Source organism: Flavobacterium sp. LMO6 (genome assembly GCF_009495795.1).
Lineage (GTDB): Bacteria > Bacteroidota > Bacteroidia > Flavobacteriales > Flavobacteriaceae > Flavobacterium.
This window is the reverse complement of record NZ_WIBH01000011.1, coordinates 37,234-60,579: the sequence shown is the minus strand read 5'-3', so window position 1 is coordinate 60,579 and position 23,346 is coordinate 37,234. Positions and strand designations below refer to the sequence as shown.

The 23,346-nt window shown below is 31.0% G+C and carries 22 protein-coding genes and 1 tRNA gene; 11 read left to right on the top strand and 12 right to left on the bottom strand.

Features of this window, described 5'->3' with window-relative positions; genetic code table 11:
- Position 1 precedes the first annotated feature (1 nt).
- The 5 genes from GFJ99_RS11365 to GFJ99_RS11345 are packed head-to-tail and all read right to left on the bottom strand — an operon-like array spanning position 2 to position 10,721.
- Positions 2–733 (bottom strand): hypothetical protein, encoded by a 732-nt coding sequence (locus GFJ99_RS11365; protein ID WP_153208887.1) that lies wholly within the window; start codon positions 731–733, stop codon positions 2–4.
- A 50-nt stretch (positions 734–783) separates the two neighbouring features.
- Positions 784–1,485, bottom strand: a complete 702-nt coding sequence (locus GFJ99_RS11360; protein WP_153208886.1) for a hypothetical protein — start codon at positions 1,483–1,485, stop codon at positions 784–786.
- Positions 1,458–8,129: an RHS repeat-associated core domain-containing protein gene (locus GFJ99_RS11355; protein WP_153208885.1), complete on the bottom strand. Its 6,672-nt coding sequence runs from the start codon at positions 8,127–8,129 to the stop codon at positions 1,458–1,460. The genes GFJ99_RS11360 and GFJ99_RS11355 overlap by 28 nt, the downstream gene beginning before the upstream one ends.
- A 31-nt stretch (positions 8,130–8,160) precedes the next feature.
- Positions 8,161–9,345 (bottom strand): lamin tail domain-containing protein, encoded by a 1,185-nt coding sequence (locus GFJ99_RS11350; RefSeq protein WP_153208884.1) that lies wholly within the window; start codon positions 9,343–9,345, stop codon positions 8,161–8,163.
- A 5-nt stretch (positions 9,346–9,350) separates the two neighbouring features.
- Positions 9,351–10,721, bottom strand: coding sequence for a M48 family metallopeptidase (locus GFJ99_RS11345; RefSeq protein ID WP_153208883.1), 1,371 nt, complete (start codon positions 10,719–10,721; stop codon positions 9,351–9,353).
- Positions 10,722–12,279: 1,558 nt separating this feature from the next.
- Between GFJ99_RS11345 and GFJ99_RS11340 the strand changes: the two genes are divergently transcribed.
- The 3 genes from GFJ99_RS11340 to GFJ99_RS11330 all read left to right on the top strand — a co-directional run bounded on the left by GFJ99_RS11340 (position 12,280) and on the right by GFJ99_RS11330 (position 13,891).
- A complete protein-coding gene (locus GFJ99_RS11340; RefSeq protein ID WP_153208882.1) occupies positions 12,280–12,702 on the top strand; it encodes a hypothetical protein in 423 nt (140 codons plus the stop codon).
- A gap of 191 nt (positions 12,703–12,893) precedes the next feature.
- Positions 12,894–13,571, top strand: coding sequence for a hypothetical protein (locus tag GFJ99_RS11335; RefSeq protein WP_153208881.1), 678 nt, complete (start codon positions 12,894–12,896; stop codon positions 13,569–13,571).
- Between the two features lie 23 nt (positions 13,572–13,594).
- Entirely contained in the window at positions 13,595–13,891 is a 297-nt protein-coding gene (locus tag GFJ99_RS11330) for a hypothetical protein (protein ID WP_153208880.1), read from the top strand.
- A gap of 211 nt (positions 13,892–14,102) precedes the next feature.
- Here the strand turns inward: GFJ99_RS11330 and GFJ99_RS13665 are convergent, their stop codons facing one another.
- Genes GFJ99_RS13665 through GFJ99_RS11315 form a run of 4 tightly spaced genes read right to left on the bottom strand, consistent with a single transcriptional unit; the run spans position 14,103 to position 15,781 of the window.
- Positions 14,103–14,276, bottom strand: a complete 174-nt coding sequence (locus tag GFJ99_RS13665; protein ID WP_203228788.1) for a hypothetical protein — start codon at positions 14,274–14,276, stop codon at positions 14,103–14,105.
- Positions 14,269–14,556 carry a hypothetical protein gene (locus tag GFJ99_RS11325; RefSeq protein ID WP_153208878.1) on the bottom strand — a complete coding sequence of 96 codons (288 nt, stop codon included), beginning with the start codon at positions 14,554–14,556 and terminating at the stop codon, positions 14,269–14,271. Before GFJ99_RS11325 ends, GFJ99_RS13665 begins: the two co-directional genes overlap by 8 nt.
- A gap of 41 nt (positions 14,557–14,597) precedes the next feature.
- Positions 14,598–14,990: a DUF5675 family protein gene (locus GFJ99_RS11320; protein WP_153208876.1), complete on the bottom strand. Its 393-nt coding sequence runs from the start codon at positions 14,988–14,990 to the stop codon at positions 14,598–14,600.
- Between the two features lie 32 nt (positions 14,991–15,022).
- Positions 15,023–15,781, bottom strand: coding sequence for a hypothetical protein (locus GFJ99_RS11315; RefSeq protein ID WP_153208874.1), 759 nt, complete (start codon positions 15,779–15,781; stop codon positions 15,023–15,025).
- A 713-nt stretch (positions 15,782–16,494) separates the two neighbouring features.
- Here GFJ99_RS11315 and GFJ99_RS11310 point away from each other — a divergent pair.
- Entirely contained in the window at positions 16,495–16,986 is a 492-nt protein-coding gene (locus GFJ99_RS11310; protein WP_153208871.1) for a hypothetical protein, read from the top strand.
- Between the two features lie 4 nt (positions 16,987–16,990).
- Here GFJ99_RS11310 and GFJ99_RS11305 read toward each other — a convergent pair whose 3' ends face one another.
- Together GFJ99_RS11305 and rbfA are read right to left on the bottom strand one after the other, a co-directional pair.
- Positions 16,991–18,190 carry an FtsX-like permease family protein gene (locus GFJ99_RS11305; RefSeq protein ID WP_153208869.1) on the bottom strand — a complete coding sequence of 400 codons (1,200 nt, stop codon included), beginning with the start codon at positions 18,188–18,190 and terminating at the stop codon, positions 16,991–16,993.
- 1 nt (position 18,191) lies between these two features.
- Positions 18,192–18,584 (bottom strand): 30S ribosome-binding factor RbfA, encoded by a 393-nt coding sequence (rbfA, locus tag GFJ99_RS11300; protein WP_008255045.1) that lies wholly within the window; start codon positions 18,582–18,584, stop codon positions 18,192–18,194.
- Positions 18,585–18,704: 120 nt separating this feature from the next.
- Between rbfA and mce the strand changes: the two genes are divergently transcribed.
- The 3 genes from mce (at position 18,705) to GFJ99_RS11285 (ending at position 19,648) form a co-directional block, all read left to right on the top strand.
- On the top strand, positions 18,705–19,106 hold the full coding sequence (gene mce / locus GFJ99_RS11295) for a methylmalonyl-CoA epimerase (RefSeq protein ID WP_153208867.1): 402 nt from the start codon (positions 18,705–18,707) through the stop codon (positions 19,104–19,106).
- Positions 19,107–19,164: 58 nt separating this feature from the next.
- Positions 19,165–19,238 (top strand) — tRNA-Ile (locus GFJ99_RS11290).
- Positions 19,239–19,444: 206 nt separating this feature from the next.
- A complete protein-coding gene (locus tag GFJ99_RS11285; protein WP_050765710.1) occupies positions 19,445–19,648 on the top strand; it encodes a hypothetical protein in 204 nt (67 codons plus the stop codon).
- Between the two features lie 10 nt (positions 19,649–19,658).
- On the opposite strand, the gene GFJ99_RS11280 is transcribed toward GFJ99_RS11285, so the two are convergent.
- A complete protein-coding gene (locus tag GFJ99_RS11280; protein WP_153208865.1) occupies positions 19,659–20,249 on the bottom strand; it encodes a riboflavin synthase in 591 nt (196 codons plus the stop codon).
- Positions 20,250–20,307: 58 nt separating this feature from the next.
- Between GFJ99_RS11280 and pdxA the strand changes: the two genes are divergently transcribed.
- The 4 genes from pdxA (at position 20,308) to GFJ99_RS11260 (ending at position 23,341) form a co-directional block, all read left to right on the top strand.
- The gene (pdxA, locus tag GFJ99_RS11275) at positions 20,308–21,357 is read left to right on the top strand and encodes a 4-hydroxythreonine-4-phosphate dehydrogenase PdxA (RefSeq protein ID WP_153208864.1); all 1,050 of its coding nucleotides are present in this window, start codon (positions 20,308–20,310) and stop codon (positions 21,355–21,357) included.
- Positions 21,358–21,438: 81 nt separating this feature from the next.
- Positions 21,439–21,978, top strand: a complete 540-nt coding sequence (locus tag GFJ99_RS11270; protein WP_008255035.1) for a DUF177 domain-containing protein — start codon at positions 21,439–21,441, stop codon at positions 21,976–21,978.
- 9 nt (positions 21,979–21,987) lie between these two features.
- A complete protein-coding gene (gene rpmF / locus GFJ99_RS11265) occupies positions 21,988–22,182 on the top strand; it encodes a 50S ribosomal protein L32 (protein WP_008255033.1) in 195 nt (64 codons plus the stop codon).
- 163 nt (positions 22,183–22,345) lie between these two features.
- Complete coding sequence (locus tag GFJ99_RS11260; RefSeq protein ID WP_008255031.1) at positions 22,346–23,341, top strand: beta-ketoacyl-ACP synthase III; 996 nt, start codon at positions 22,346–22,348, stop codon at positions 23,339–23,341.
- The last annotated feature ends 5 nt before the right edge of the window (positions 23,342–23,346 follow it).

Here is a 23,346-nt window from a genome sequence, read left to right as displayed (position 1 = left end):
TTTAAAAGGAAATACTAAGTCCCAAACCTTTTGAATTAGTAATAATGCTTATATTTGTTTTTTCAATAAATGTGGTTTTGTTAAGTGAGCTATTGTAAGTATCTATAGATTCTCTGATATTTTTTGAAGCACTAATTTTAACAGGAATTCCAACACCAGCAGTAACTAAACCAACAATAAGTATTGTTGACGAACCACTTCCTCCGCTATTAGCAGTAGATAAATTTGCAAGTCCTCCACCAACAAATAAACCTAAACCACCACCAACAAGAATATCACCCAATAAGGCATTGCTTTTCCCTTTTTTATACTGAGATAAGGCATATTCGTTTTTACTTAATAGTGCTTCAATTTTATCTGAAGATAAGCGTTCATCTTTTAAATATATTTTTGAAGCTGATTTATATCGTAATTCTTCCGATATTACAACATCTTTTTTGATTATGGTATCTGACTTTTTATCGTTTAATACAGCTTTAGTTTCAACTTTAGTAGGAATCGGTTGATAAACAATCGCCCCTGTATTATCAACTATTTTCTTGATGGACTTAAGAGAAAAAGACATTTCCTTATCAGCATCATTTTGAAACGATACACTATCATTCGCAATAACCAAATTTTTAAAATACAAATTTGAATTACTGTTAAAGGTTATATAACCCGATTTTACTTTTTGTTGTGAGTAACAAAAAAGTGAAATTAAAAATAAGAGTAAACTAAGTTTTTTTTTCATTGTTTTAAAATTTATTATTTTGATTTATCATAATAGATTTCAATATCAAATTATTCAACAATTTTAATAGGTATTTTAACTTTACTTTCTATAATCCCATGATAGACTTTTACTTTATTTATTCTAATTGTCTGTAAAATATCCCAAGGAGTTTGTTTTTTATAGTTAGTAGAATCGCTGTATAATTGAATTTTAGAATAATATTGGGTATTTTTATCAAGAGTTACATATTTTACCCTATCATCATCGTTATATATTGATTTATTTAAAGTCAATGAATATTCAAAAAAAATTTCTTGCTTAGGATATATAAAAAAGTTTTTTTCAATATTATTTTTTTCAAAGAAATTAAACTGATTTGATTTATAACCTAAATATTTATTTTTAAATTGATTGTAATCATTTATAAATGTTAATATACATTCATTGCTTTTAGATTGAGGTTGTTTTTGAAAATGATACTTTAATTCTTTATTTTTTGAATCAAAAACCCTCATATTTATACCAGCTTTATTAATTCCATCTATTTTATACCCACCATATTTAGATCCATTTACATAGTATATTTGATTTGAATTATTTTTAATACTAAAGCGAATAATATTGACACTATCTTTATCACTATCTTTTGAAAAGCTATATAAGTTGTTGTTTAAAATTTCAATTTCCAAATCATTTTTCTTTTCATTTGTGCATGAAATAAAAATTAATGATAAAAATAATATTAATTTCTTGATCTTATATTTTCCCATTCTCTAAGCATTAATTTATAAAATTTATTTAATTGACCTACCACGCCACTATCTGAATTTCCCATTCTATATTCGTAAGCATATGCGTCATATTCGTGCATTGCCCAAAAGCCTCCTTCGCCTAAATATCCGTTCCCATAAAGACCTTGCCAATATTCAATACGACTTCCATACCCTTTATAAGGAACCGTGTATTGGAATGCATGTCTAAATTCGTGAAATAAAGTTGAAGCAAGTTTGTAATTTGTCAAATTCTCTGATTTATTGATTAAAACTTTGTGTGATTCACTTTTATATTCTCCAACTGCTCCATCATAATCATAATCAATTTCAGGCTTATTACCTAATTCAAATGACTCTTTCAATCCTTCTACATTATTAAACAAGTCCTGTGTCCCTTCATTATTAAATTTTGGAGTTGCGTACGGACTTAAAACATATTTCCCATTTGCATCTTTTTTAAATCTGCTCAACAAAGTCTTTTTTGAATATAAATCATGCGCCAAATGATTCAATCCACTTACTATCAATCCTTGTCTTGCACCTGCCCAAAAATCTCCACCAGCAATTGTACTACCAATACCACCACTTAATCCTCCAGAAGCTAGTGTAACAGCCTTAAATAATCCTGGCTTACTAACTTTAAAGCTATTAGCTCCACTACCCCCAATTTGAGCTACACCTGTACTCATCATAGAACTAATTGCGCCACTTGCAAAACCACTTGCAAAACTACCCCCTTCAATTTCACTCATCATACCTCCAGTTGTAGCATGCAATGCAGCTTGCATTGCACCTACACTATAGGCATTGGTAAAGGTATTCGTGGCTATACTACCTATTCCAAAACTTATAGCTCCACTTATAGCTCCCATGGTTCCAGCTTTTCCAGTACCATACCAAAACGGTACGCCATTTATAGAATTACTAATTCCGTTTGTTAAAATTGCAACTGCAACAGCAATACCAACTGCTGCTAAAAATGCTAACTCTCCAGTAGGGTCTGTATAAAGTAATGGGTTATTAAATACATATCCATATCTGTTGTAACTTTGGGTGTTTTCAGGCTCCTGTACATAATTATCTGGTGACATAAACCTCCTTAATACTGGGTCATAAATACGCCCGTTCATGTGTATTAAGCCAACAGTTTTTAGATGCTCGTGCCCAGTATAACCTCTGTCAATAAGCAATCCATTAACCCAGCCTAAAGCATTTGGTGTATGAGTCGTGGTTCCAATAACAGCTTCAACTAAATTTCCCCAAGCATCAAAGTATCTTTTCTCAACAATTGTTCCATTTGCATCAGCTTTAGAAATAGCTAATATAGTGCCTTGATTATCTCTGTGTAAAAAATATTTATCATTACTTACTAAACTTCCATCGTCTAATATATCAACCTTCATATAATTTGCATTATATGGATCTCCTGTAATATAAGTAATAATTTTTGTTAATGTGCCTTCTTTTACTATTTCAATAGCTTTATCCGCAGAATAAAATTTTCTATTTGGTCTATCTGTTGGAGTAGTAGATAAGCTTCCGTAATAACTTACACTTCTTGTTTTTAAAATGGAATAATCATAAGAAATTCGATCTTTTCCTGCTAAGTATATCTCTGTAGGATTCTTAAAAGCATTATATTGAATTTCAGCAAATCCTCTTGAGCTATTTACATTTGTTCCATTTGAGTTGAAATTTACACTTTGAAGTTTATAATTTTGATCATTATAATTATATTTTCCTACAGCTGTATTAGAGGTCATTCTTCCTCTTTTATCGTAAGTGTATTCTTGTGTGGTAACACCATTAACGGCTTCTTCTAACAATCGATCTAAATCATCATACTGATAAGTTTCGTTCTTGCCAAAAAGCACGTTTTCTCTACTATTTAATACATTTTTTAAATTATCATAACTGTAGTTAATATTTAAAATGGTTTGAGTGTTTGAGAAATGTTTTATTTTTTCTAAATGAAAATTACTACTATTGTAATCCGTTTGTATTTCATAACCGTTTCCAAATTCCATATTTGTAGTTAATCCACGAGAATTAACACTATTCACTTTCCAAATTAAATTTCCTGTTTGGTTATCTATTTGGCTGGTAAGTATTCCATTGGCATCATAAGTGTTTTTCACTTCTGATGTTGTTGTGTAATTCGGTGAATTTAATGTAGTTTCTAAAGTAGTTTCATCGACTCTTCCATAGGAATCATAACTTATGCTTGTTTCATAAGTAAATTCTGGTGTTACTTCACTCTTACCAGTTACTCTAAAATGTGGATCATCATATAAAGTTGTATAAGTGTAATTTTTACCATTATAAGTCCCACTTATTGTAGTTGGTAATTGTGTTATGTTATCATAATCATATGTTTTGTTTATGATGGTATTTTCGGAAGGACTATTGGTGTTTTCTGTCAGAAGTTTTCCAGTAGAATCATAAGTGTAAATTGTTGTACCACCTTTTGGATTAATTTCTTTTTTAATTCTACTAAAACCATCATATTCGTATATATAAGTTCCTGCTGATGGGTCAATTAATTTTGTTTTATTTCCCCAACCGTCAATTTCAATTGTGGTTTTTATTCCTTCATAGTTCGTTTCTTTTAATGAGCCATTGGCATAATATTTATAATAGATTATACCTCCTGGGTCTTGTACTTTGACAACTTTACCCATTGCATCAACCCATTTAGATGTTTTTTTATGACCATCTTCAACAGAAACTTTTAAACCTTCATAACATGTAATTATATTTTTACCACTAGATGTAGTTACTTTTACTGGTCTATCTAAATAGTCATATTCGGTAGTATTCCATAATACGGTTTCTCCCTCGAAATAAGGCTGACTTTCTTTTATTTTTTTCCCGAAAATGTCATATTCAACTTCTTTAACTAGCCATTGGTCATTAAGAGTTTGGGTTTTCGTTTTAATAACCCTATCGAAAATATCATAGATACTTATGGTTTCAATTCCTCCCTCCCTTTTGTTAGATATTGAGTAATATCCTAACGGCTCAGATGGTGTAATGTTTTTAGTTATTCTAGTTTTCTTGCCTAAAAAATCAGTAATTTCTTTTACGTTCCCCCAATTATCGTATCTGTAAGAAGTTGTATGACCAAGAGGTGATATTTCAGAAAGAACTCGTCCAATTGCGTTAACATTAGTTGTTGATTCTAACAAATCTGGTGAAATTGTTTTTGTTAAAAATCTATTTGTTGTATCATATTCAAATGATGTAGTTATTGAAGTTGAAATACCAGCCGTCGACACAGTACTTGTCTGTATTTCCCCAAAAGGATAGTAGGTTAGGTCTGTTACAATGGCAGGCGTTCCATTACCATATTTTTTTGTTTGCTGAATGGTACCATTTGGGTTGAAAATTTGTTCTTCTTTTGTATAAAACGAATCACTACCTCTAAATGTTGTATTTTCGGTTTTAATGATTTTTCCAAAGAAATAATGATCACTATTATTGAATTCGGGTGAATATGTGAATTTTTCAATAGAAGAACCTTGACTACTGTAATTTGTGTTAATTTGCTTTAAAAGTAAATCACCAGCAATATCATATTCAAAACTTTTTGTGATTATGATATTTTTTAAATAGTCGGTATTTATTTCAGCTGTTGTAAGTATTTGATATCGATTATTCCCTTTGTCAATTCTTTGATTAGTCAATTGAGATTTTGTAAATATAGAATTGTCATTTAAACTACCATAGGTAGTAGAAATCATTGCATTATCTAGTAATGGGTTAAAAGTATTAACTCTCCAAAAATGAGCTGTGAAGAGATTTTTCATTCTGTATTTTCCACCTTGCAAACTACTCTCATAAGGATCACTTATAATAGTCTTTTGAAATCCAATAAACCCTTTCCCGCTTAAGTTTTGTACTGCATTTTGATAACGATATTCTTTTGTAATAATATTATCATCAAATACGGTATGCATTTTATTTACTAGATAAGTAACACCTAAATTTTTGTTGACATGGAGTGGATAATTTAGATTCAAATTTGTTGTACTATAAACATCTTCTTGGTTATTGTTATTTTTTTCAACCATTGGTTTGTATTCTACAACTTGTTTAACAGGACTTCCGTTGTCAACAATTTTAATTTGACCTTCTCTAAAATTATCATTGTTGACAATATATTTTACATCTATTTCTTTTCCAATATCATAGACTCTTAATCCAGATTTATAAGTGTTTAAAAAATTAAAATCACCATAATTTAAAATGAGTGAAATTGGACTTATAGTTTTATTATTTAATGGTATTGTAGTATTTAAATTTTCAAAAACTTGATTGCCATTAGTTAGTGTCTTTGTTTCATGAAATATTATCTTGTTTGCATAACTTGAGGTAATAGTTTCGTTAGGAATAAAAACCATTTCTCCATTAACAAACTGCATATGACTAGGTATTACAAAATCATTCAAATGTTCCAATTGTATGTTTTTTAAACTTCCATTAGAGTTGTATTTTGCCTTTCCAAATTTTCTAAATGAAATTAAATCTGTTTTACCGTCATTATTGAAATCAATAGGGAGAATTCCAGAACTACCATATTCCGTATAACTATAACTATCAGGTGTGCCTGACCAAAACTTTTCCCAACTTGAAGATTTTTTTATAATATTTCTTTGTGAAGGAGCAAAATAAGCTATCTTTTCTTGAGTGTAGTCCTTTTGGGTTTTTATAAAACCTGTTCCTGTATTAATATATTCCCACCATAAATGTGTGTCTGTTTCTATTTTTTTAAGTTCTTTAGCAGCTGTGGAACCCTCAATACTATAAATTTTTTGAGGTGTTATGAAATCAGTTAAACCATCACCATTATAATCTCCAAATAATAATGGAGTTTTTTCAGTAAAATTTGAAAGAGGAATGTTAGATAAGTTAGTTCTTGAATTTAGGGTCAAATTTTGAGTGTCAAAATCATAAACAGTATATTTAAAAGTATCTTTATCAACAGTTAAAATTTCAGGTATTCCATCACCATCAAATTCTATCGGATAAAAATCACTTTTAGCTATTAATCCGGTGTTAGTTACTTCATTCAGAGTAGCATTTCCTTCGGATAATTTTCCAATTTCAAAAAAATAAATTTTCTGTGGTCTTGTCTCATTTGAATGTTCGATGATGATAATATCGAATAATCCATCATTGTTGAAATCTCCAGGTATAATCTTTCTTTCTTCTTTGTCTCTTTTATATTGATTAATTAATGGATGTATTTTTGTTAATCCACCAGGTAAACTAATTGTTATTGTTTTAATTTTACTTGGAGATAAACTTCTTACTTTGAAGGTGTATTTGTCAATTAAATTTGTGGCTGTTGAAGGGTTGGTCGATGTGCCAATATATTCTAATTTTGAATATATTATGACATCATTTTCAGATATTTTATTATCAAATAATGCTCGACCTACATACAAGTCCATTGACTCTGTATATTGCCATTCTAACCAAGTGTTTGATTTGGAGTTATATAATGAATATTCATTGTCTTCAAATTTTACCTCAAAAATTGGAACAATATCACCAGTACCAAAAAAATCACCTGTTGCAACGCCTCCTAAACCTTTTATAGGGTGACTAACTCCTCCATATGTCATATAACCGCTAGGATATTTAGACCTTCCATATTCTACAGATAAATCTGCTGACGTAGAATTATTATAGCCAAAATTTAATGGTTTTAATACAGCACCATTTTCATTTTCAACTTCAATCTTCACTAATCTTTCAACAGTATTTCCTTGGATAAAATCATGTGTCAGTAAATATTTTCTGTAAAGTCCTCCACCAGATGATAAATATGGTGTTGTAACAGTAATATTACTTAAAACTTTAGTTGAAATATATTGAACCCCATTTCTATATGATTTTACAGGTGTAGTTCTGTTATTATAATTAAAATTCACAAAGAATTTATCATTGCTCACTGAAGTACCACCATATGATATCATGGTCAGGTTTGGTACATTTGAGTTTACACTGTAGGAGTAATGAACTTCGTTATCCAAAGAATCTTCTAAAATGGAGATGTAGTGTTGCCCAAATACTAATTCTTTGTATTTTGCAATTTTTCCATCAGTATATTGAATAATAAAACTATATTCAGCTCCAATTGCATTTTTTGTAATTTTAATTTTTGAATAGGTTTCTGTTTCAAATGTTGTTGCATTAATTTGAATTAATCTTTGACCATCAAGATAAAAAGGATCTTGATTATTATATTGATTTCCTATGGTTATTCCATCAATATATTGACTTTTTCCTCCTTGAGTAATTGTTGACACCCCTATGATATTCCATCCCCAACCAGCTTGTCCATTCCCCGATTGACTGTTATATCCTAAAGCAAGATTTGGTTGAAAATTATTAACTCCTTTCAAAACCTCAATAGGCAACATATAGGTTAGTCCCCCAAACTGATTTACATTCATTTCTCCCTTTAGAGATGGTATTGTGTCTAAACTTGAAGAATCGAATCTTGCATTTAAATCAACATTGTCGGATCTATAGCCAGAAGTATTATATTGTAATTGAATAACTTCTTCTTGAGCAAAAGAAGTTTGTATAAATAAAGAGAATAGTGCAATTAATAATTTAATTCTGCTCATAATTTCATTAAAATATGTTAGAAATGGTTGTCTATATTTTTATTACGTTTCTTGATATAAATTGTCCTGTATCTAGTTCAAATTTTATAATATACAACCCTGTAGGATAAAAAGACAAATCAACTGTAGTTCCTGATTGTGTTGGGGAAATAGTAGTTATATTTATATTTACTCCGTTCGAATTTGTAACCTGCATTTCAGTAAGCTTACCATTTATGCTAGCATCCCATGTAACATTCAATATAGAATAAGTAGGATTTGGGAATAAATAAATTTTTGAATCAATTTCTTCTATTTCAGATTCAGTATATTCTGTAGTTGTAACTGGTACTTCATCATCTGGGTCACAATTAACAATAGAAGTGGTGTTGCCTGAAACATCATAATTGAAACATAAGCCTTCAACTTCATAAAATCCCGACGGACTTTGATCAATTTCACTAATGACTAAAGAACAAGTGTTTAATAGAATTTCATTACTATATTCTTCCCAAGTAATAAAGTTGTAATTAGTAAAAAGAGCATCCAATACTGTAGGTATAGTTTCGAAATTTTGAATTGCTGGTAAATAATCGGATTGTAAAGGAGTTGGACTTCCAATTTCATATAATCCATTACTTGCTAAATGAACTGATGTAGAAGAGTAAAAATCATATCCAAGAGGGAGTGTTACAGCATCACTTGAATTGTTTTCAGTGCCATCTGGATATCCATACCCTACTGTTATTTCTTGTATTTTAAAATTATTACAATTTGTTGTATTAATAAAACCTACATGAGTTCTTATGGTTTCAAATGCATTTCGTAATATTATTTTATCTTGATATATTATTTTACTTTCTTGACCTTGAGTATTAGGAAACATTATTGGAAAGTAGTTGTTATTTGGAAAGTTTGGGATATTAACTCCAAGATTTATTGCTCCCTCATCTCTAAAGGCAATAATTAAAAAATCTCCTGAATTAATTACAGCATCATCAGGGAACTTAAATTTACCTATGTAATCTGTTATTGACCATTCTTTTAGAGAAATATCTTTATCAGAATAATTATATAACTCAATATATTCGCCTAGATGATGATGGAATACATCTCTTAAATCATTATTTTCTTCATATGGTGTGTCAAAATGTACTTCAGTAATTATAATTTGCGACCAACTTGTAAAACAAATTATATTTAATAAAAGAAGAAAAGTTATTTTATTTATTTTCATAATTACTAATCAAATTGATTCGACATTAGTTTTGTTCTAATCCCATTTAGTCTCTGGTTGTGAATTGGCTTAGAAACTAGAGCTTTATTTTTATTTATTTCAAAAATGATTTTTAGTATTTCATCTTCAGGAGTTTTATTGGTTTCCATCAATGCAATACTTATGGTTTGTAATGCTTTATCACTTTTGTTAAATTTTTTAAAATACCTAACGCATAGTAAGTTAAATCTATCAATATAATGAGCCGATGATATACCAGAGATTGAATCTGCAAAAACTAATAAATTATTTTTAGCTTCACTTTCATTTCCTTTAAATATTGAAAGCTTAAATTTTCTTGAATTAACTTCAAAATAATGATTTGGTCTAAATCTTAAGGTTAAAGCAGTATTTAATAAGTTTTGAATTTCAGAAGGGTTTCCGGTACCATCTTTCTTGTATCTTCTTAATAAAATATCTATCAATGCAATTTTAGACCAAAAAGTATTTTTAGCAGTGTCATTTAGCCTTTCAAAGTTCTCTAATGCATTTAATCGAGAATGCTTTTTACACATCCTTCTAGCTAATCTTAAGGTATTAACATCAGATGTATTGTATTGATAGAAAGCGTTTAGTTTTTGTATAACCTTATTCGGATTGTTATTCTTACTATATTTTTTTATTAGAATAATGTAAAGTTCTCTTATGTATTTAGCTCTTTTTTGATTTACAGGCTTACTTAAAAGATCACTTAATTTATTTTCAAGTGTAGCAACATTAAGATTTTTAAATCGCTTTTTAAAATTTGTCTTATTGGTTTTTCTGTAATTTTTTAAATCTAGATTTTGTCTTGCATCAACAATATTTGCTTGTTGAAGTAATTTTCTTTCAGCTTTAACAAATTGTTCATCATATTGAATATTTGTTGGCTCATTATTTTTTAATTGTAAGAAAACAGCTTTTGATAATTCAAGTAAATCTTCTTGACTATTTAATTGATTTACATATTTAGTATTTCCTAAGGCAAGTCTCATATATTCTTTAGCAACTCTCTCTTTCAATACTAAATTAGTAGGATTTTGATTTAAAGCTGTACTATACAACTGTAGAACCTCAAGTTCTTTATACTTATCTTGCAATAAAACTTTTCTAAGTCCATCATAAGCTCTTATTTCATTAGAGTCTAAAGCAATTACTTGATTATATATATTTGTCGCTAATGTCAATTCTCCATTTCTTCTTTTAAGAGCAGCTTCTCTTAAAAGTTGTGGAATGGTTTGAGTAGGCTTGTTGTCAAATAAAAAAGAAGATATTTTTAATGAAGTATTGCTAAATAAGCTTAAACTAAAAAAACCTAATGAAGAAGTTGCAATAAATTTTCTTCGATTTGTTGCCATAAGAAAGTGTTTTGTAGGAGAAAAAAGAGGAAGAGAGGATTTGAACCCCTATAATTTAAATGCGTATCTTACCGATGCTAATTTGATTAATTTACTTCCTCTTATGGTGCAAATATATAAAACATTTCTTACTTACAAAAAAAATGTTAAAGCTTATTAATTTATTTTTCTTACATATTTATAATTTTAAACGAGAAAAATAACAATCTTATTTGTTTAGTAATCTCCATCTACTTTAATTTTTTATCATTCAATTAAAAATATTTTATAATCTATATTTAACTAGAAGCGAAAGGTTCGGGCATTCTTGGTTTCCATTTTCCCGCTATCCGTTAAACACGGTATCACTTCTATCGGGGCTAGAAAGTAAGCAAATGGCTTTCTTGTTTTCTTTCTTTTTAATAGGAACGCTTCGCTAAGTTATTTGCGCCCACCCAGTCCAACGCTCCCCACCGCACAAGTGGTATTTTGTGTGTTTTTAGCACTTGTTTTCCCAAGAGTAAGTCAATAAAAAAAGGCTCCCTGTTTTCCCAACCCCTCGCGCACAGTCCGCCTTTTTTTATCCACTTACACCCAATCCCAAAAACAAACGCTAAAAACACACAAAAACCACTCCCAAGCTATTATTACATAATAAACCTTATAATTCATTCCCAACACCCCACGCAGTCCCCCTGAAAGTTATAAGGGTTATTATGTAAAATATCCGCGCCCAGCCGCACCCACCCGAAAAAGAATAGGAACGCTACCGCTAACGTAATTTTCATTGTTTTTTGAAAATGCCTCCCATTTCCAGTAGACCAAAACTGCTAACTGAAAACCGCGACTGCCAACTAAACCATAAGGCATTATCAAAAATCAAATTTTCCACACAAGAGTATGGTTTTCTTTTTCTAATTTTTTATTAAGATTTATTGTCAAACCGAGCGAAGTCGAGGTCGTCCATCAAAAAAAGAAAACCACACCCTTGTTCCGCTACTGCCCAATCACTAGGAAGTATTATATTGTTTTTTGAAGATGCCTCTCATTTTCATAACACTTTAACTGCTAACTGAAAACCGCGACTGCCAACTAACTCATCAGGCATCCTCAAAAATCAAACCACCACAAGAGTGTATTTTTATTTGCATCAACAACCGATTCACCAAGTAAGCAAATAAAAACACACCCTTGTTTACGTATCCTGATTGAATAATCCCTGTATCCGTTTTCATAAGAACATTAGGGGTAAACATTTTTACAAAAAAAAGGATAAAAAAGAAGCCAAAGGTTTGTTCCGGGTATTCAAAAAAGCAAGTTCAAGCCTTCGGTTCCGGATAAAATCTCCACCCATACATTTTCAATACCACAACATTTACTTAGCGTTTCCACAGACGCATATGGGTAGTATTTTACCCGTAAAACTTGCTTTTTTGAAACCCTCTACAAGGCAAGACGGCTTTCTTTTTTTTCCTTTTTTCTTTTGCAAAAATGTGTGTGGGGCATCTCGGTCTTCAATCACATTTCGGGCAATCACGAAGGAAAGACGAAGGAAGTTAACCTGTTAAATCCTTGTACTATGGACACAATTTTTATTAAAACCCACCAACCTGGGGCGCACTATGCCAAACCGCACTTTTTCGTATTATCAAAAGGACTGAATAGCGGAAAACCAAGCAATGAACCTTTTACAAACAGCTTTGTACTTGTATTTCAAACCGAAGCTCAAAAAGAGGACATTTTTTGGATAGCCATGAGCCTATGGAAATCCAAATTCTGGATGCCTTTTCTTCGCGGTTCGGTTATTCCGTTCTTATCTCTCTATGAATTCAAAAAAGAGTTCAATCCAAAAGCCACCCGATTGATGCGTGAACACGAGCTACATCATAAAAACATCCAAGCACTCAAGCTGCTGCAAGAACAAGAAAACCACTACAACAAAAACATTCACCTCATCAACGAGCTCAAAAACGCCATTATGATGAGGTATAGAATGAAATAATACAAAGCCTGGACAAACTTGTCTGGGCTTTTTTATTGAAATTGGATAGAAATTAAAATAAATGTATTTATATTTGAAAAACGCTGCAAACTAGCGCATATACACCCAAAATTGGTTATGTTGGCGCTATTTTGTAGCGCATATCAACGAATTAGCTTAAAATATAAAGAAAAGTACATAAATTAACACTTATGAAAGAACAAATTCAAGAGATATTTAAATCAAAAGACTTGAAAGAAATTTCTATTGAACTTGTTGAAAAAGTTTTAGATGACCAAATAACCGACGAAATTGTTAAAGAATTACCAATACTTAAGTCAATTGTAGCTGTAAAAAATGTCTACAACTCATATACTGATAGAATTTTCATAAAAAAAGCTATGAATGTTCTTCTTGAGCTTGGTGATTTAAACGAAGATGAAAAAAACACTTTACTAGATGATTTAGATGATGAAGATGAATCATCTGTTGAAAAAATTTTAATGGCAATTGATAAATTAGAAAACATAAAAAAATGTAAAGTTTTCGGTCGACTATGTAAATTAAAAGCTAAGGGTGAATTTTATTCTGATTACTTTTTAAGACTGACTAACTTAATACAAACAGCATACATTGATGACTTGCAATTGATAAAAGAATTCAGACTAAATGAAAGAAAAGAAATTTTTGAGGAAGAATATTATCCATTAATTAATTTGGGGCTGATATTTCAAGAACGTTCAGAACAAACCCCAATAGAAAGAAATCACCAATATGAGGAATATGATCCAGAATTCAAAGGTGGAGAAATTAAATTCTACTATAGATTAACCGACATTGGCGAATATCTTTATAATTATTACAATCAACTTTTTCCTGAAGATTTATAATTAACAACAAAAAATTAAATGTTATGGTACTACTATTTTTTTTACTTATTGTAGCAATAATAATTATATATAAACTGAATGACAAAGTTGAGGATGACAAAGTAATTAAGAGTAATTATAGTTGGAAAGAGGAAATTCTTTCTTTAAAAGAATCTATACAAAATCTCGAATCTAGAGAAAATGAATTACTTCAAAAAAATATGATTGATGAAATAAGCAGAAATAAAGAAAAAATTAAAGAATATAGAAATAAAATAATAAAATTAGATACTTATATCTACAATAACGAAAAATATCTAAAAGAGAAAGGACGTATTTAAAAAAAACATCTGCTAAACAGGTTTCACGTTATTTCGGGTTTTGCGCTTTATTTAAGGTTTATTTTTTTTTTTGAAATTATTGCATAATCGAAAGTTACAGCTTCTTTAATCCGCTACAGACCTAAAGCCTGGTAACGATAAAGTAAAAAAGCCTAGTCTAACGCGACTAGGCTTTCTAATACTCAGTAAAGGTTACCAATCAAAACTGAGTTTATTTCTTTTTTGAGGTTAGGCGTTTTAAAAGCACCGTAACACCAAAACTCACTACTGCTCCAATAAAGGCTAAAACTATTGTTTTTACGACATCTGCTGAGGTTAAATTAGGTATAACACTCAATGCAAATCCTCCAAAAGTTCCTGCCTTCAAAGTTAATGAATTATCCATTCCCTCCAACGTCAGTTTCGGGCTTAACCTCATCTTTTTTGTTATCTCGGGTGTCATCCTGAGCTTGTCGATGGCTTTTATCTTCAACAGTAATTTGGCTTACTGCTGATAAAACACCACCTGCAACGGCAGCATAACCCGCAACAGTTACTACAACAGCAGGTAAAGCTACTGGAGCAGCTACAATGCTTCCACTTACTGCTAATAAGGCTAATCCAATGGTGCGCAACACCTTAAAAAATTTCGGAGTGGGTGCCTTAGCACGTTCTACTATATTCATAATCTTTCTTTTTTTGTCATTCCCCGAGTTATCGGGAATCTCTATTGTACAATTAATTCTACACTTTCTTTATTATCTAAAGCTTTATAAACTAAGTCTTTCAACTTTGTAAAAGCATTTCTAGATAGCAAACCTAATCCTGGTCCAGAAAGTTTCGTAACGGGAGCAATACAGCCACGTAATTCCTTTTGTGCATTATTGGCAGGATGTATCAAAATATACGTTCTGTTCGGCACATCTACCAATTCCAAATGCCATTTGTATTTCGCACTATATCGCTTTCTAATAAAATATTTCCCTTCCGGAATACAGGAAATCCCACGTTCATTTCGTTTCCACGGCAATTCAATAGTATAACTAATCAATTTACCCTCACATTCCAATTTTCCATTCGTTCCATCAGGGAAATAAGTTCTTGTCAAAAACAGCACCATAACTGTAAACTGAGACTGCGAATGTCAACTAATTAAACCCCTCCGTCAACCGCAACAATCGATAACGGGTTAAAAGCACCATTTTTCAACGGATACATTTGCCCATTAATTTGTTGGTAAAACTCCACACCAAGTGCCAAAACAAGTGGGTGAGTAGAGTTAGCTGTAACAGTATTACTCAAGTTAATTACAGCCGTAGCCGTAGCATCCCAAGGTAAAATCGCTGTTTCAGAAGTAGCCACTTCATACGATTCTCCTGTAAAGTCAATTGCAGCACCACCAGAAATCACTTTAAAGTGAGTAGTTCCACTAGGAGCAGCAATCATATTTGCAGGAATAAAAGAAGGGATACTAACATCTAAAGTACCTGCCACACGGTCAATATCCGTAGTAAAAGGAGCAAACAAAGAAGTTCCTAATTTCCCACGAATATTAAATTCAAAACCAAGAACCAATTCAATTTCACCATCAATTACATTTCGTAATCCTCTATCACTCACTGCATCCATTTGGATAACTTTTACCATTTGTTGCGTCAAACGACTCACCATTCTACCATCCGCAGAATTCAACAATAGTGGGCGTAAAGCTGTTCTTAAAAGCTTACCTGCTTTCCCAGCTCTACCAAATTCAGAACCGTTCTCACGCGTTCTTTGAAACGCAGGGTCACTAGCAATTCTACTAGCATCAATACCACCTTTCTCACGAGCCAAATGCCCATCCTGCGTTTTATAAAAAGTAATATCCCCGATAGTACCTTTTAATTTAATTATGCCTTTCTGTCTAGCCATAACTTCAAAATTTTAATTCAACATTCATTCACTTTCACAAATCATTCAAAACTCGGTTGCAACACTTTCTGAAATAATTACTCGGCAAATTTCCCACACAAAACCAAATAAAAAACACAACAATGTCTAAAATGTCCAAAGTCAACATTTTTGTCTAAATATTTCTTTTTTTACTCAAAAGTAAAATCTCAAATCGGCGTAAATCCGAAACAAGAATTAAGTAATTTTAAGCTATCTCAAAGCCAACTCAAAAGCTAGGTTAAAGTATGAATCGACCATTAAAAAGAGCATGCATATATCCAAAAGATATACAGCTCATAACAGGAAGAAGTAATCGTCAAAGCTCAAGACTATTGAATGACATAAGAAAGTCACTCAATAAGCCTAAAAAGAGCTTAGTAAGTATTCAGGAGTTTTGTGAATATACAGGCTTAAAATTTGAACAAGTTGAACCTTATATTATTGGGTAAATTGATATTAATTGCTTATATTTGTGTATGCTATTTCAATATAATTGAAATCATATTTAAGGGGACTAATTCGGTGACCATTCAAATTTTAGAATTTGAAACACCCGAAAATAAAGAGGATGTTGGGGTTTGTTCGATTCCCACTCCGGGTACTAAACCTCTCAGAAATGAGAGGTTTTTTTATTTATTTTCTTTCAAAGTATATTTAAATTTTTATATTTGATAACTATAAAAAAGAAAAAGATGAAAAAGCAATTTGTTTTAGCAATTATAATAGGTGCAACGTTATTAGTTTCGTGTAAAAAAGACGAAGAAGTAAAGGTAGTTGAAGGAACACAACAACCTGCCCAACCTTTTTCGGGTGAAGCTTGGTTAAAACAAAGAGTTGGAAATCAAGGTCAAGCAAAACCAACACAAATACAATCTCAACCACAACAAACTACTCAAGGCTCAGTTCAAACTGCTCCCGGAATGAATCCTCCGCACGGACAGCCAGGACACCGATGTGAGATTGCAGTTGGAGCGCCTTTAAATTCAGTTCCTTCACAAAAACCTCAAACTACTCCTCAGGTGGTTACCCCTAAACCTGTTGAAAAACCGGTATTGAATGTTAATTCTAATAATGGTTCAGCAACTATAGTTGGAGCATCAACGGCTCCAGGTATGAATCCTCCTCACGGTCAAGAAGGTCATCGTTGTGATGTAGCTGTGGGAGCTCCATTACCAAAAGAATAATAAATTAGCTAAACAATTTTTTATTTACTGTTCCTGATGCAATCCAAGAGGAAATTAAGCCTAGAATTATAATAGTCATTACAACAATTCCTATGTTTTTCCATTCAAAAAGAACGGGATAGGGCATTGTGGGTGTAATCATTATAAAAGAAAAATGTTGTTGGAGTAAAATAATACCAATTGCTATTCCTAATCCAATTAGTAAGCCAAAAAGAGTAATAATAATTCCTTGGGTAAAAAAGATGGTTCGAATTGAAGCTTGTGTAACTCCAATATTGTATAATGTTTTTAAATTATCTCTCTTATCTATAATAATCATTACTATAGCTCCAGCTAAACAAAATAGAGTTAAAATAACTACTAATGTGCTAAATAAATAAATAAATAAATTTTCAGATTGTAGCATTTTATACAACGAGTCGTTAAGTTGTGCTCTGTTTTTAATTTTTATTGATTTTCCTAAAATAGAAATTAGCTCTTTGCGAACAATATTTTCGTCAGCAGAAGGTTTTAATTTGATTTCAAGATTAGTGATTTCGTTGTTTTTTAATCCAAGAAACTGTTGTGCTAGCTTCATAGAGCAAAAAACATATTTGCCGTCTAATTCTTCGTTTATAGAATAAATTCCAGAAGGGAGAAGTGCAATTTTATTAAAAGCTTCGTTTGGGTTTTCAATATCTGCTTTTCCAGGTTTTGGAACGTATGCTTCTAATGCATTATTGTAGTCAAATAAACCTAATCCTAATTTTCTACTAATATCGGCTCCAATAACTACATTTTCAGAATCAGGTTCAAACCATTCTCCTGCATATAAATGTTTATTAAAGTCTGTAATTTTTATGTATTGATCGTCAACGCCTTTTATGAATGCAAAAGTTTCTTTGTTATCATACATAAAGTAAACTCGTTCTTCAATAATTTTACTAAATGAGATGATATATTCACTTTTTTTAAGTAATTCTTCTTGTTTTTCCGTAACTAAAAATGTTTTACCTGTAACAGTTTCAATTCGCAAGTCTGGGTCAGATGCATTAGCGAAATTTAAACTAAACTCTCTTAAACCACTAAAAACAGATAAAAAAACAAAAAGCGCCATAGTACTGGCTATAATTCCAACAGAAGCAATTCCGGTAATAATGTTTATTGCTTTGTTTTTACTGAAACTTACAGCATAACGTTTGGCTATGTAAAAGGAAAGGTTCAAATTACGATTTCTTTCTTTTTTCTAATAAATCAGGATTTTCAATAGGATTTTCATCTCCAGTTAAAGCCTTGTCTATTTTTTCTATATAATCTAAACTATCATCAATATAAAATATCAAATTAGGTACTTTACGTAATTGATTTTTTACACGTTGTGCTAAGTCATGCTTAATAAGAGGTGCGTTGCTTTTTACAGCTGCTAAAATTTCGGGAGCCTTATCTGTAGGAAATACACTTAAATGAACTTTTGCAATTGATAAATCGGAAGTTACATTTACTTTAGAAACCGAAATCACTAAATTATTGATATTATTTTTACGGATTTCTCCTTGTAAAATCGAAACTAAGTCGTTTTGCAAAAGAGCTCCTATTTTTTTTTGTCTATTTGTTTCCATGGTGCAAAAATACATAAAAATTTATCAAGACGTATTCTTTTATGGCTTTATGTAAAAGTGTCTTAAGTATCGTTTATTGTTTTTTGTTAACTTTGTTTCTTTAAATTAATTTTATAAAGGATGAGAAAGATTGAACATATTGGTATTGCTGTTAAGAACTTAGAAGAATCTAATATGGTTTTCGAAAAGTTATTCGGACAACCGCCATATAAACATGAAGAAGTTAAAAGTGAAGGTGTTAAAACTTCTTTTTTTATGAATGGTCCTAATAAGATTGAATTATTAGAAGCAACAAGCCCAGATAGTCCAATTGCTAAATTTTTAGAAAAAAAGGGTGAGGGAATTCATCATATTGCTTTTGATGTGGAGGATATTTGTGCTGAAATTTCTCGTCTAAAAGGTGAAGGTTTTGTTGTTTTAAATGAAATTCCAAAGAAAGGCGCTGATAATAAGTTAGTTGCATTCCTTCATCCAAAGGGTACAAACGGAGTATTGGTAGAGCTTTGCCAAGAAATTAGATAAAGTTTAAAAAAGATTTGCGTGCAATAAAAAATAGTCTTAATATTGCATCCTCAATACTGGTCCTATAGCTCAGTTGGTTAGAGCACCTGACTCATAATCAGGTGGTCCCTGGTTCGAGCCCAGGTGGGACCACATTATTGTTTTAGAATAAAATAAGAATGCTTACTAATTAAAAATTTAAGTTTTTTCTAAAAAAAACTTGTAAAGTATAAAATTATTTATATTTTCGTATTTCTATAATAAGTTTGTGTTTCACAATATTAACATATTATTAAATAATTTCTTTTTTTAGTAAAAGAATGATATAAATTATACTTTTACCCCCTATAAGAATGATTATGAATAAAGTTATAACAATTTTAGTAGTACTTTTTAGTATTCAAGGTGTTTTTGCAGCAGATCCTGCTCCACCACCTCCTACGCCACCACCGCCACCTGGGTTACCTGTTGATGGAGGTTTGGTTGTGTTATTTGTTTTTGCATTAATTTCTGGTTATTATTTATCTAAGAAATATATATCTACAAAAAAAGGCTCTATATAAGAGCCTTTTTTTATTTTCTTAATTCGTTTAACCGACTCACATATTTCCCTATAACATCAAATTCTAGATTTACGATTGTTCCAATTTTAAAAGTATTAAAATTTGTATGGTCGTAAGTGTAAGGAATAATGGCAACACTAAATTCATTTAATTTAGAATTTACAACAGTTAAGCTTGTTCCGTTTATCGTAATCGAACCTTTTTCAATTGTAATATTGTTTAAAGAGGCATCATAATCAAAAGTAAAAACCCAACTTCCATTTGCTTCCTTAATATTAGTGCAAGTTCCAGTTTGATCAACATGTCCTTGAACAAGGTGTCCGTCTAATCTGTCTCCAAGTTTCATGGCGCGTTCAATATTTACAATGTCGCCTACATTCCAAGTTCCAATAGATGTTTTATCAATTGTTTCTTTAATTGCTGTTACAGTATAGTTCTTGTTTTCAATTTTAATAACAGTTAAACAAATACCATTATGTGCTACACTTTGGTCTATTTTTAACTCATGAGTAATTTCAGATTCTATTGTTAAGTGTAGGTTTTCCTGATCTTTTTCGATTTCTTTTATAATTCCTAGCGTTTCTATAATTCCTGTAAACATAACTGATTTAATTTTACTAAATTTGCACTTCAAAAGTAAGCAATAAATCACATTTGTTATGGTTAAAAAAGCAGAAAATATAATTGTAGGAATTTCGATTGGAGATTTAAATGGTATTGGAAGCGAAGTCATTTTAAAAACCTTCGAGGATATTCGAATGTTAGAATTATGTACACCCGTAATTTTTGCTAATGTAAAAATCATATCTTTTTTAAAGAAGGAATTAAAATTAGATCTTGCCATTCATGGTATTGATAAAATAGAACAATTAGTTGTTGGTAAAATCAACGTCTTAAATGTTTGGAGAGAAGGAGTGAATTTAGAGTTTGGAAAAAATGATGATGTTGTTGGTAGTTATGCAATAAAATCTTTTGTAGCTGCAACAAAAGCATTGAAAGAAGGTTTGGTTGATGTTTTAGTTACCGCTCCCATTAATAAGTATAATATTCAGTCGGAAGAATTTAAATTTCCGGGACATACTGATTATTTAGATAAAGAGTTGGAAGGTGATGCTTTAATGTTAATGGTTCACGATGATTTGCGTGTTGGTTTACTAACGGATCATGTTCCAGTAAATGAAGTAGCGAAGCATTTGAATGAAAAATTAATTTCAAGCAAAATCAAAACTATCATTCAAACGTTAAAACAAGATTTTGAAATTGAAAAACCAAAAGTGGCAGTTTTAGGATTAAATCCACATTCTGGAGATAATGGTGTTATTGGTCAAGAGGAAGAAAAAATTATAAAACCTGCTCTTAAAAAATTATTTGAGGCTGGTAATATGGTTTTTGGTCCTTTTTCAGCAGACGGATTTTTCGGTTCGGCACAATATGAGAAATACGATGCGGTAATTGCAACGTATCATGATCAAGGATTAATTCCTTTTAAAACGTTGTCGTTTGGTAATGGAGTAAATTACACAGCAGGGTTAAATAAAATTAGGACTTCGCCAGATCATGGCACTGCATATGAAATTGCAGGTAAAGGAGTGGCTAATCACGAGTCATTTAAAGAGGCCGTTTATTTAGCAATTGATATTTATAAAAAAAGAAATGACTATCATGAGCTGATTAAAAACCCTTTAAAAACAAAAGAAAAGCAGTTATAAACAAAAAAATGTTTACAACTAGTTTGAATTTATAAATATTTTATATCTTTGCACACCTTTTAAAAAGGTAAAACTGTTGTTATGAACAATTTAAAAGAATATTTAATTCCTTTTGTGGGATTAAAATTAGGGAAGCATCAGTTTGATTATCAAATAGATAATACGTTCTTTGAGAGCTTTGATTATGATGAATTTAATAATGTATCAGTCAAAGTAGATATTGTTTTGGAGAAGAAAAGCACAATGCTTGAGCTCGATTTTAAACATAAAGGGACAGTAAATGTACCTTGTGATGTTTCAGGAGAAGAGTTTGATTTGCCAATAAAAGGAAAATTAAAACTTTTAGTTAAGTTTGGAGATGCCTTTAATGATGATAATGAGGAGTTGCTCATTTTACCTCATGGTGAGTTTCAAGTAAATGTGGCGCAATATATATATGAGTCTATTATATTGTCTGTTCCTCTAAGAAGAGTACATCCAGGGATTAAAGACGGATCTTTAACCCATGTAATCGAAAAATTGGAATCGCTTTCTCCAGGAGAAAATAAAAAAGAAGAAGAACAAAATAATGATATTGACCCTAGATGGGAGAATTTAAAAAAACTATTAACGGATAAATAAAATAGAACAATGGCACATCCTAAGAGAAGACAGTCGTCTACAAGAAGAGATAAAAGAAGAACACATTACAAAGCGACAGTTGCTCAAATCGCAACATGTCCAATAACTGGTGAGGCACACTTATACCACAGAGCTTACTGGCATGAAGGTAAAATGTACTACAGAGGTCAAGTTGTAATTGATAAAAATGAAGCAGTAGCTTAATTACGTCAAAAAAATAGAGAAAACTCTCACTTTGTGGGAGTTTTTTTGTTAAGTAACCATTCGATTATAATTTATAAAATCGAATAGGATTCGTTTGAAATTTTTTTTGTAATTTCCACCACTTTTTGAATCCTAAAAGTTCAAGAGGAAAAATTAATCGAAGATGAATAAAATAACAGCAGCAATTACGGCAGTAGGTTCTTATGTTCCCGACTTTGTTCTGTCGAATCAAGTTTTGGAAACATTAGTAGACACTAATGACGAATGGATTACCACTCGTACCGGAATTAAAGAAAGAAGATTGTTAAAAGAAGAAGGACAAGGTACTTCTTTTATGGCAATTAAAGCCGCTCAAAACTTATTAGAAAAAGCTAATTTAGATCCTAAAGAGATTGATTTAGTGATTATGGCAACGGCAACACCAGACATGCCAGTGGCATCAACAGGAGTTTATGTGGCTACTCAAATTGGAGCAACTAATGCATTTTCATATGACTTGCAAGCTGCTTGTTCTAGTTTCCTTTTCGGAATGTCTACAGCATCAGCATATATAGCATCTGGAAAATACAAAAAAGTTTTATTAATTGGTGCCGATAAAATGTCATCAATTATTGATTATACAGACAGAGCTACTTGTATCATCTTTGGTGATGGAGCTGGAGCTGTTTTATTTGAACCCAATACAGAAGGTTTAGGATTACAAGATGAAATCTTAAAAAGCGATGGAATTGGAAGAGAATTTTTAAAAATTGAAGCAGGTGGTTCTATTTTACCTCCTTCTGAAGAAACCGTTAAAAACAAAGAACATTTTGTTTTTCAAGACGGAAAAACGGTTTTCAAATACGCCGTTTCTGGAATGGCCGATGTAAGTGAAAAAATCATGCAACGAAACAATTTGTCTCACGACGATATCAATTGGTTAGTAGCACATCAGGCAAACAGAAGAATTATCGATGCAACTGCTAATCGTATGGCATTAGACGAATCAAAAGTCTTAATCAATATTCAAAAATACGGAAATACTACTTCGGCAACCCTACCTTTATTATTATCAGATTTCGAAAACCAATTAAAAAAAGGAGATAATATTATCTTTGCAGCTTTTGGTGGCGGATTTACATGGGGTGCTATCTATTTAAAATGGGCTTACACAAAATAAAAACT